The sequence below is a fragment of the endosymbiont of Lamellibrachia barhami genome (genome assembly GCF_011947365.2).
Lineage (GTDB): Bacteria > Pseudomonadota > Gammaproteobacteria > Chromatiales > Chromatiaceae > QGON01.
The window spans coordinates 3618894-3626137 of sequence record NZ_JAAVSH020000001.1 but is presented as its reverse complement, the minus strand read 5'-3'; the positions used below and the strand labels follow the sequence as shown (position 1 = coordinate 3626137).

The window sequence follows — 7244 nt, the reverse complement described above, 5'->3', positions numbered from 1 at the left end:
AGTGGCGTTCGACCGCATCGCGATCGAAGAATATGAGATTCCCAGCCGATCTGATGGAACGTGTGGTTCCCGTGATCTTCCAGCTGCTGCAGGCAAGCTGCCCGCGGGTCCGCCACATCACCGTTGTATGTGGGTCGGGCAAATCACGGTGGTGGCGATGGATTTGGTGGTGGCGCGTCATGAGGCAAGCTGACTGAGGTGTTGTTGCTGCAACTGGTGATTCAGCACGTATCCGTGGTGATGCGTTGACAATGGCGCAGAAGTGGAAGAGGTTTTTAGTGCCTGTCTCGCCGACGGCTTGCCCCAGGTCTTTGTAGTTATCCAGCAGGGTGCCGATGGCGTCGAGATATTCGCTGAGTGTGGACAGGTTGCTGTGGATGAAGCCAACCGGGTTATTGATTTCATGAGCGACACCTGCGGCAAGCTGACCGATTGAGGCCATTTTTTCCGATTGCAGCAACTGCTGGAAGGTCTCTTCCAACCGCAGATTGCTCTCTTGCAGTTGTTTAGTTCGTTGTTGCACCATGTGCTCGAGGTGCAGTTCCCGTCGCGCCAGCATGATCTGGCTATGTACGCGCGCCAAGATCTCTTCTCTGTTGAAGGGTTTGGTGAGGTAGTCGACCGCCCCCATCTGCAGGGTGTGAGAGATGGTCTTGCTATCCATCAGGGCGGAGAGCACGATCACCGGTGGATAGCGCCTCTCGGGGTGGGCCTTCATCTCTTCGAGTACATCAAAGCCGGACATGTCCGGCATCATCAGATCCAGCAATACCAGATCGACGGGTTCGGATTCGAGCAGTTCGAAGCACTGCATGCCACTCTCAGCTTCGAGGATGGTGTACTGTCTGCGCAGGCTGGCGTTTGCGACCATGCGGTTCGCCCTGTCATCATCGACGATCAGGATGGTCGCCCTGTCGTCTTCCTGGTGCGGCGGTTTTTCCGCCGGCGTACGGATTTGTTCGGCGGTTTTGTTGACTGGGGGTGGAGCTGTCTCGCGGATTGGTTTTTCAGCGGTTGGCTGTTGAGATGGCCAGTCACTCTCCTGGTGACCGGCCAGCCATTCAGCGGCCAGGTCATCAGCGGATGCCGCGCTGGTTTGGGGCAGTATCAGCGTGAAACGGCTGCCGGTTCCGGGGATGCTATTCCGCAGTATTCTGCCATTGAGCTGTTCTACCCGCTGTTTGACCATCGCCAGGCCGATGCCGGTGCCTTCATAGCGTCGGTTCTCATAGCCAAACCCCTGTTCGAAACGATCATAGACCCTTGACTGGGCTTCTTCAGGAATGCCGATGCCGGTGTCCATCAGCGAGATTGCCACGCCGGTCGGTCCAATCGACTCTGCAACCAGCTCTATGTCTCCGGCATCAGTGAATTTGACGGCATTGTCCAGCAACTGGTTGCAGATGCTGCCGAGCAGTTCCGTGTCGCTCTGCAGTTGCAGGTTGGGTTCCACCCGGCAGCGATGCCGCAACTGTTTGCTCTCCATTTGCGGTTTGTAATGCGTCAATAACCCCTGCAAAAAAGGTTCGAGCAGGATGAACTGGCTCTGTTGCTCTTCCTCTTCCTGTTGGTTGAATGAGAGCAGTTGTTCGGCCAATGATTTCAGGCGTCTGCCTGACTGGTTGATGGTGGTGACCGGCTCCCTGAGTGTGGCATCGATATCGCCATAGCTGCCTCTACCGATGGCGTCACTGAGACCCAGAATACTGTTGAGGGGAGTATTCAACTCGTGACTGATTCTGGCCAGGAATTCATCCTTCATGCGGTCGAGTGTCTTGAGTTCCTGGTTCTGTTTCTCAATCGCGCTGTAGGAGTTCTTGAGGTCGCTGCGCATCACCTCCAGGGTATTGGCGAGTGTGCCCAGTTCATCCCGTGAGGACAGGACGATGGCCGTCTCCAGATCGCCCCGTCCCAATGCCAGGGCCTTCTCCTTCAGTGACTGCAACGGCCTGTCTACGCTGTTGCGAATCAGCCAGGCTATCAGAAGCCCCAGCAGCAGAAAGGTGAAGAGTGAGATGCCGCCGAGGGTCCATAGACGCTCGGTCACAAGCTGCTCGGAACGGTAGGTGGAGAGGATGATTTCAACTTGGCCGATGCTGCGTTCGTCCGTGGGATCGGCCTTTATCTGCGCCACATAGCTGCGGTGCCGATGTTGGGAGGCTTCAGATTGCCGGCTTGTGGCGACAGTCTTGCCATCGGCGCGCAACACAGTGATCTGATCCACATTGTGCTTCGCCTGCACCATGTTTTCGGTGAAGGTTTCCAGGATCGGGTAGTCGCGGATGAGTAGCGGCTCGATGGCGAAGATGGAGGCCGCGCGGGCCAGGGATTCTCCCTGTGCGTCCAGTTGTTCTGAAAGTACCTGGCGCTCACTGAGAGTGATATAGAGTCCGTTGCCCAGGGTCACCAGGGCGAGAAACAGCGAAATTGCGCCGATGAGCTTGACGCTCAACGGCGCATTACGCCAACGGTCGATCATTGAGCGAAGCGGTTTCATTTTTCCATGAATTCAGCCGATAGACGCATGCCCTGACGAACGAAGGCATACTCATCATTACTGGTCGGCAGGAAACCGGATGCCTTGAATATCTTCAGAATATCCTTGTCCTTGAGTGACAGCAGTCCCTGGCGAATGGCGTCGACGATGTGCGCGTCCAGCCCCTCACGGGCGATCCAGGGTTTGGTGACGTTTTCAAAAGTTTTGAGGACACGAAGAGTTCCCGCTTTGTTGTTGCGTTTGAAGGTGGCCTCCTTGAGTGCGCCTGCATCGTAGTCGCCCAGAGCCACTGCCTTGAAGACCTTGTCGTGACGACCGAGATAGTCATAGCCCGTAAGATCCTTGGCATGGATGCCGGCCTTCACCATTTCCGCCTGGGCCAGGTAGCGTCCGATGGTGGATTTGTCGTTGCCGAAGGCGAAGCGGCGCCCCTTCAGATCCTGCAGGGTTTTGATCGGACTGTCGCTGTGCACCACGATCATGCCGCGAAAGCGCTTCTTGCCTTTTTTCTCCTCCATGGCGATGAGTTGAATGCCCTCGTTGCGATCGTTGGCGATGGCGTATGAGGCGGGGCCAAAGCGGACGAAGTCGACCTCGCCCGCCACCAGGGCGTCATTTGCCTGATCGTAGTCTTTGAAGATCTTCAGTTCTATATCCACCGGCTGTCCCAGGCGGATCTCCATCTGCTTCTGCAGGTATTCCAGCACCGGTAGAAACTTGCGGTACATGACGGTGGCCTTGTCGGACTGATAGACCCCGAAGGTGAGAGCAACGGGGGCTGTTGTGCTGGCTGCGGCGAAGACCTCGATGCCGTTGAGTGCCAACAGCAGCAGAAGTGGAATCAGGATACGTTTGAACATGATAAACCTCTTTCAATTATCGGAGAATTGGCTGGCGATCGCCTGAAACTTATGGGTAACCAACTTGAAGGCTTCAACGATTTTGGGGTCGAAATGGCTGCCCTTCCCCTCCAGAATGATGGCTGTCGCCTTTTCGTGGGAGAAGGCAGGTTTGTAGACCCGCTTGGAGATCAGCGCATCGTAGACATCGCCCAGTGCCATGATCCTGGCGGAGAGCGGGATCTTCTCTCCCGACAGTCCATCCGGATAGCCGCTGCCGTTCCACTTCTCATGGTGGCTGTAGGTTATCTCGCGGGCAAAGCGCAGGAATGAAGAGTCGCTATCCTCCATTCTTGCTTCTGAGACGAGGATCGCATCTCTCCCATAGGTTGTGTGCCGTTTCATCTCAGTGAACTCCGTTTCGCTCAGACTGCCCGGTTTTTTCAGGATCTGATCCGGCACACCCACCTTGCCGATGTCGTGCAGCGGAGCCGATTTATAGAGCGCTTCGATCACCGCTTCGGTCAGTTGGTCGCTGAAGTAACCCATGGCGTGCATCTGTTCGGCAAGGATTCGTACATAGTGCTGGGTGCGGTGGATATGGTTGCCTGTTTCGTTGTCCCGAGTCTCCGCCAGGGTGGCCATGGAGAGGATGGTGATCTCCTGGGTGAGTTCCAGTTCGTGGGTCCGTTCACGTACCTTTTCACGCAGTAGGTCGTTTTGACCGGCCAACGCTGTTTTGGCCAGTTGCAGATTGATATGGGTGCCGACCCGGGCGCGTACCCTGGCTGGCGAGATGGGTTTGGTGATGAAATCCACTGCCCCGATCTCCAGGGCGCGAGTCTCGCTCTCGATGTCGGTCATGGCAGTGACGAAGATCACAGGTATCTCTGCTGTTCTGGGTGCTGCTTTAAGTTGTGCGCAGACCTCAAAACCATCCATCATCGGCCTCATTACATCCAGCAGGATAAGATCGGGCAGAGGGTCTGTTGTCAGCTTCTCCAGCGCCTCGATCCCGGATTCAGCCGTATCGGTCTGATACTCCTTTTTCAGCACATGGGTCAGCAGGCGGATGTTCGCCGGTTCATCATCGACGATAAGTAGTGTGGGTGGCGTACTTTCCATGGTCTGGGTCATAACGTTACTTCCATCAATGAGAGGTCGTCGTGCAGTCCGCTGCTGCCGGTGAAACTATCAAGGGTTTGCTGCAGCGACGACAGCGGGGTATCCGAGTGCAGGAAAAGCTCCAACCGTTCCTGGCCAAACGGTTCTCCCGACTCTGACAGTGCCTCGACCACACCGTCGGTCTGCAGACAGATCCGGTCACCCGGCAATGCCTCGAATTCGTAGAAACTCTTCGTAAAATCCGCCTCGGATTGAATGCCGAGTGGGGAGTGTCCCGATTTCCCGTAAAACAGGGTGGTTGAGCCGCGCAGATGCAGTATATCGGGCATCCCGCAGTTACTGGCCCTGACTCTGATGTGATTGTTGTGCCGGTCGATGTGCAGCAGCGAGGTGGCCATAAAAATGTGGCTGGGCAGGCGTTTGTAGAGTTCTGTGTTGATGGCTTCGAGAAAATCGTTCAGAGGGAGCGCCTTGTTGACCAGCGATTCGAACATGTAAGAAATCAGACAGCTGCCGATGGCTGCCGGCAAGCCGTGGCCGGTAAAGTCTCCGAGCAGCACATAGCGCTCCCCGGTGACGGTCTGCGCGGAGAGGGCAATATCACCGCAGGTGGGGTCAAGCGATAGGGTGAGCGTTTGCGTCCCTTGCGCCGGCGCAAGATTCGAGGATGCCATTTTTCGCACCACCTCTTCGGCGGTGCGTTGGTCATATAGAAGTGATCTGTTTTGCCGTTCGAGTTCGCGGCGGACTGAATGCAGTTCCAGATGGGTCTTCACCCTTGCCCTGACTTTTGCTGAAGAGAGGGGTTTGCTGATGAAGTCCACGGCTCCGATGCCCAGGGCGCGGGATTCGCTCTCGCTGTCACTCTTGGCGGTAATAAAGATGACCGGAATCTCCCGTGTCTGTGGATTCTCTTTGAGTAGTCGACAGGTCTCAAAGCCGTCCATTCCAGGCATCATTACATCCAGCAGAATGATATCGGGCAGCAGCCCGTCAGCGAGCATCTCCAGAGCTTCAGAAGCCCCGCAGGCTGCCGCAACCTTATAGTAGGGATAGCGTAACGCCCGTTTTAGCAGGTCGAAGTTTATCGGTTCGTCGTCGATGACCAATACGAGAGGGGGGTCTATTCACTGTCTCATGTTTCATTGAATCACAGCCTGTTTTTTGCCTAGGGTGGATAATCTGTTGCATTAGTGTTAATTATGTCTATAATGCCATACATGTCAAGTAAGTAAGTTACGACATTTAGGGCATGACCCGAGCGACTCTTCCTGTGGAAATGCCGGGCAGGATATGAAAGGAGACTCTATGCGCACACTGACTTCGGGTGAGGTGGCTAAATATTGCGGTGTCAACCTGCGTACCGTGATTCGTTGGATCGAAAAGGGTCATTTGAAATCGTTCAAGCTGCCTGGGCGGGGAAACAATCGCATCCAGCTGCAGGATTTTCTGAATTTTATGGCTGAGTACGGTATTCCACTGCCGGAGGAGTACCGGGATTACAGCCGGCGGATTTTGGTGGTGGATGATGAGCGCCCGATGGCGGACAGTATTCAGCGCGTTTTGCGTGTGGCAGGTTATGAAACCAAAACGGCCTATGACGGTTTTCAGGCCGGTGATGCGATCAGAACGTTTTTGCCTGCGGTAATGACGTTGGATTTGAGTATGCCGGGTCTGGATGGCCTCAAGGTGATCGAGTATGTAAAGCGTGACACTGCACTGTCGCGTCTGAAGATTCTGGTCATTTCAGCGCTTCCTGAGAGCAAGCTGGATGAGGCGCTCGCGGCTGGTGCGGATGATGTGTTGTCGAAGCCTTTTGAAAAGGATGTACTGATTTCTAAGGTGGCTGTGCTGTTGAGCAACGGTGTGCAGAGAGGCCGCCTGGAGCGCGTATGAACGAAATGGATGAGAGCGCCAGGGACTTGCGGAAAAAAGAGCAGGAACTGGAGAGGCTTCGTGAGCAGGTGAAGAACCTGCAGGTGCAGTTGATTCAGTCTGAAAAGATGGCGGGGTTGGGATCCCTGGCAGCGGGTGTGGCGCATGAGCTCAACAATCCAATCGGCTTCGTCAAAAACAACCTCATCTCACTGCGCGAGTATCTGGCAGTGCTGCTGCCCGTGCTCTCTGAAAGTCTGGCCTTTGCCGAAACCGGTCAGGGTGAGAGTCTGCGCCGACAGATCGGGGATATCGCTGCTGGAGAGGATCTGGCTTTCTTGATCGAGGATATCGACCCGTTGCTAAAGGATGCCGTCGAAGGGGGTGACAGGCTGGAACAGATTGTGGATGGACTCAAACGGTTTGCCCGTTGCGATGATACAGAGGGAGAGCTGTTCGATCTCAATCAGTGTGTGCAGGACACCCTGAAAGTGGCCTGGAACGAATTGAAATACAAGGCAAAGGTACACCACGAAGCGGGACGACTCCTGCCACTGCACGGCAGGCCGGGAGAGATCAGTTCGGTTATTCTGAACCTGCTGATGAATGCGGCGCAGGCGATCCCGGAGTTTGGCGAGATAAATATCGATACCCTGTGTGCGGGCGATGAAGTGGTGTTGTGTATCACGGACAACGGTGAAGGTATCCCCGCTGAGAACATGGATAAACTCTTTACGCCATTCTTCACCGCCAAGACGAAGGGCAAGGGTACCGGCTTGGGGCTTTCGATCAGCCACGGCATCATTGAGGATCATGGCGGTCGCATCGAAGTCGAGAGCGACTTCGGCAAGGGGTCCACCTTCACAATCTATCTTCCCGTTTACAAAGAGCAAAGTTCGGAGAGCTGA

General features: G+C 55.3%; 6 protein-coding genes. 2 read left to right on the top strand and 4 right to left on the bottom strand.

Features of this window, described 5'->3' with window-relative positions:
• The 4 genes from G9Q73_RS16645 to G9Q73_RS16630 form a co-directional block, all read right to left on the bottom strand.
• The coding region (locus G9Q73_RS16645; RefSeq protein ID WP_177420774.1) for a response regulator at positions 1 to 2497 on the bottom strand (2497 nt) is incomplete at its 3' end.
• Entirely contained in the window at positions 2494 to 3357 is an 864-nt protein-coding gene (gene phnD / locus G9Q73_RS16640) for a phosphate/phosphite/phosphonate ABC transporter substrate-binding protein (RefSeq protein WP_177420773.1), read from the bottom strand. The genes phnD and G9Q73_RS16645, both read right to left, overlap by 4 nt.
• Before the next feature lie 12 nt (positions 3358 to 3369).
• Positions 3370 to 4473, bottom strand: coding sequence for a response regulator (locus tag G9Q73_RS16635; protein WP_304956616.1), 1104 nt, complete (start codon positions 4471 to 4473; stop codon positions 3370 to 3372).
• Complete coding sequence (locus tag G9Q73_RS16630; RefSeq protein WP_177420772.1) at positions 4470 to 5570, bottom strand: SpoIIE family protein phosphatase; 1101 nt, start codon at positions 5568 to 5570, stop codon at positions 4470 to 4472. Before G9Q73_RS16630 ends, G9Q73_RS16635 begins: the two co-directional genes overlap by 4 nt.
• A 199-nt stretch (positions 5571 to 5769) precedes the next feature.
• Here G9Q73_RS16630 and G9Q73_RS16625 point away from each other — a divergent pair, with 199 nt between their 5' ends.
• On the top strand, positions 5770 to 6357 hold the full coding sequence (locus tag G9Q73_RS16625) for a response regulator (protein WP_177420771.1): 588 nt from the start codon (positions 5770 to 5772) through the stop codon (positions 6355 to 6357).
• A complete protein-coding gene (locus G9Q73_RS16620) occupies positions 6354 to 7244 on the top strand; it encodes a sensor histidine kinase (protein WP_177420770.1) in 891 nt (296 codons plus the stop codon). The genes G9Q73_RS16625 and G9Q73_RS16620 overlap by 4 nt, the downstream gene beginning before the upstream one ends.

What these genes read in the sequence shown, in the direction of transcription:
- G9Q73_RS16620 (WP_177420770.1), top strand. Translation starts at nt 6,354, where the DNA reads ATGAACGAAATGGATGAGAGCGCCAGGGACTTGCGGAAAAAAGAGCAG.
- G9Q73_RS16635 (WP_304956616.1), bottom strand. Translation starts at nt 4,473, where the DNA reads ATGACCCAGACCATGGAAAGTACGCCACCCACACTACTTATCGTCGAT.
- G9Q73_RS16625 (WP_177420771.1), top strand. Translation starts at nt 5,770, where the DNA reads ATGCGCACACTGACTTCGGGTGAGGTGGCTAAATATTGCGGTGTCAAC.
- phnD (WP_177420773.1), bottom strand. Translation starts at nt 3,357, where the DNA reads ATGTTCAAACGTATCCTGATTCCACTTCTGCTGCTGTTGGCACTCAAC.